A 3,290-nucleotide genomic window follows, 5' to 3' on the forward strand; every position below is an offset into this window, starting at 1 on the left:
AAAATATATACTGTTACAAATTAATATTCCATGTGTTTTTTGAACATACATTACTTATCTTTAATGTATATATTGAATATATAAATATATTGTGTTATGATGTGAATTAGAAACTCGCGTGTTTCAAATACAACATTTTTATCTTTTTGATGACCTCTTATCTTTCCGTAAGAGGTCCTTTTTTTATCCCTCCGTATTGTATAGCCGCTAAAATACTATGAAAAGATACTAGAGACTACTACACTGTGATATCCTCTAGTATTTTTTCTTTATCTATATTATCTATTGTTAGGTAAACGACGAATTAGTACTTTTTGTATAATTTTCACAAAATAACTTTGAATCATTATTTATTTCAATATAAAGTAATGAAAGGACATATTTGACTATCGTCTTTAATTTTTCCGACAGCAAGCAAAGCTAGCATGTTTAATGCATAATCAGACGCCTGTAAATGAGCATTACTATTTAAATTTTTACCAGAGAGTAATTTAGTTAATTAGTAGAAAAAGGAAGGGGCCTATTTGGCTCCTTCCTTTTTCTCATACATACATAACGCTTGTTGACAACTTATGAAATAATAGCATTCATCGCTATTAAAATATAACATTAAAAGCAATTAATTAGATATGTAATTTTGCATATATTGTACTATTTCATGAATAGGAACAAAACTATTTATTCCTTTCTGTATGGAGACAAATAGATTTAGGTTTACTTAGGGTAAGAAGACCTGATCATTGATTGCTGGTTAAACCATATTTCTACGTATTTGAAACAAATTATTTCACTGAATTGTATGTTAAAGAGAGTGAGGGATTTATGAAATGTAGATTATTCCTTGATTTCTTACTCGTGATTTTACTTGGACATCGGAAAAGAAGTTACGTTATATACGATTTCAAAAGCGGATATTATTCAGTGCATCCAAAGATGCACTCCGCTTCCTGTTTCCTATCCTACTAAATTACCATTCCAAGCAAATTTCTTCTCTTTCAAACAATTCATCCATTGAATAAAGATAATTCGGCCATACGTATCGGAGGACATGAAACTTTCTTAATACCATTTGGAATATATTTCAATATACTTCCGATACTATAACAGATCGAAAATTTCTTTATTGGAGGTATATAATGGCATATCCATTTCGTAACTTAGTATTTGAAGGTGGCGGGGTAAAGGGAAGCGCTTATATAGGTGCCATCCGTGCACTAAATGAAGAAGGGATTTTACCAGAAATACAACGATTTGGAGGGACTTCAGCAGGAGCGATTACTGCATTACTTTTAGGTCTTTCCATTCCATTCGCAGATCTTGTGAAAATCCACAAAGACATGAATTTCAAAGCGTTTAAAGATGATGATTTTTCGATTGTACAAGATAACATTCGTTTATTTTTTGATGGTTTTGGTATCTATAAAGGGGATTTCTTCACTGAGTGGGTAGGAAAGATCGTTGAAAAGTGGACAGGGAGTAAGGACACAACTTTTCAGCAGTTGTATGACAAAACAGGAAAAGACGTGTTTTTCCAAGGAACGAACGTTTCTACACACCAGCTTCGTACGTTTTCTCGCGAAACGACACCTGATGTCCCGTTAGTAGTTGCTGTGCGGATTTCGATGTCCATCCCATTCTTTTTTAAATCTGTGGAATGGGATAAAGATTATTATGTAGACGGAGGTGTACTCGATAACTACCCAATTCGTTTATTTGATCGGAAAAGTTTTGTGAATAAAGAAGAACACTTCACGACCACAGATACGATTGACGAGGTTAATAAACTGATAAGCAATATAGAGGATCATTCTACACTAAGAAGCTTACACACGAAATACAATGCATCTTTCTTTGATCCTACAGATGAAATTGTCTACAACAAAGAAACACTTGGTTTCCGTTTAGAATCTCAGGCGGAGGTTGCCATGTTAAAACATATCGCAACCTCAACAGAACATCATATTGGCCATTCTCTTATTCATTTTGCATGGAATTTGTCTCAAACCATGATCAAAGGTCATGAGAGCGGAAAAACCACCAAAGAAGATGCTGCCCGCACTGTATTTATTAATACATTCTTTACGTCGTCGTTTAATTTTGATATCACAGAAGAAGAAAAGAAAACACTCATGAATTCAGGTTATACTTCTACTAAAGACTATCTACATCAGTTTAATACGTCTGAAGTAAAATTGTTTAATCGACCATAAAGCCGAGTGCAATGCACTTGGCTTTTTTTTATCGTCCTGTAAATTCTTTTTTTAGTAGCTAATAAAAATTTAGATAGACTATGCATAGAACAAGAGAGAGGAGATAACAGAAAGTAATAAATATAAGTTTTGATGACTTCTTATTTTGTAAAACTAGGGTGTAGAAAGGGTGAAACAGGTGGAAGAAAAACGAATTATGATTTATACAATTTTTCGGCTAACACAGTACAAAAGAGAAGCCTAAAACGGTGGATAGGAATGTATCAAAAAATGAATAGAGTAGCAAGGCGGATTTATTGTGAAAGTAGGGATTTTCCTTTTTCTTTCTACTGATAATAAAGCGTTATGTAGACTGGGAATGTATAAGGTATTCATTGCTATTCCTTCAAAATGCTGATGTTACATCATATTAAAATAACCTCTAATTTAAGTATTGAAATTCTCTAAATCTCGATGTATTATATTCTTGTATTTTCTCACTTTGCTAAGCCTAGAAAACATCATCACTTCTGAAAGAACTCGAACTCCAGCGGGTTCTTTGAATTTACTTGAACTTATTTTTGAATCATTGTATTATATTTCCGAGTCTTACTCATATAAATCATTATCAGGAGAATCTGCAAATTTGCAGGTTCTTTTTTATTTTATTGAAAGTAAAATTTTAGCCAGTCGTTTATTTTCATATTGTTGGTTTTTATACGTGTTTGGTAAAAATCAATGAGTTGCAAAAAAATACTATGCTGAAATCTAGTTCGGTATAGCAATGTGCATATAAAAGATCCCACTTTGCTATATCCCCTAAAAAGAGTCATAAAAATCTATATTTTTTTAATTCAGTTGCATACTACAAAACTTCTTTTAAAAGAAATGTATGTACATACACATAATATTTTGTTCCATAACTCTCTAACTTTCGTTCACGATAGTCTGTTAAGTACAGGATTATTGGCGGGTGGTGCAATAGGTGCAGAAGATGTGAAAACAAATGAAAAAGTACAAGTTGCTGTTGCAGGTAAAGAGGGAAATATAACGTATAAAGAAATTGATAAAGCAGAATCTCCATTGTTATTTGGAATGTAT

At 32.4% G+C, this 3,290-nt stretch carries 2 protein-coding genes; both read left to right on the forward strand.

Annotated features, from left to right (window positions below; translation table 11 throughout):
* Positions 1–1,136 precede the first annotated feature (1,136 nt).
* On the forward strand, positions 1,137–2,210 hold the full coding sequence (locus ACQGSG_RS27780) for a patatin-like phospholipase family protein (RefSeq protein WP_000331137.1): 1,074 nt from the start codon (positions 1,137–1,139) through the stop codon (positions 2,208–2,210).
* A gap of 867 nt (positions 2,211–3,077) precedes the next feature.
* Positions 3,078–3,290, forward strand: a 213-nt coding sequence (locus tag ACQGSG_RS27785; RefSeq protein ID WP_426948547.1) for a hypothetical protein, incomplete at its 3' end; no start/stop codon positions are given.

Origin of the sequence: Bacillus sp. GMa5/1, assembly GCF_050172015.1 — a bacterium.
In the GTDB taxonomy this organism is placed as follows: domain Bacteria; phylum Bacillota; class Bacilli; order Bacillales; family Bacillaceae_G; genus Bacillus_A; species Bacillus_A cereus.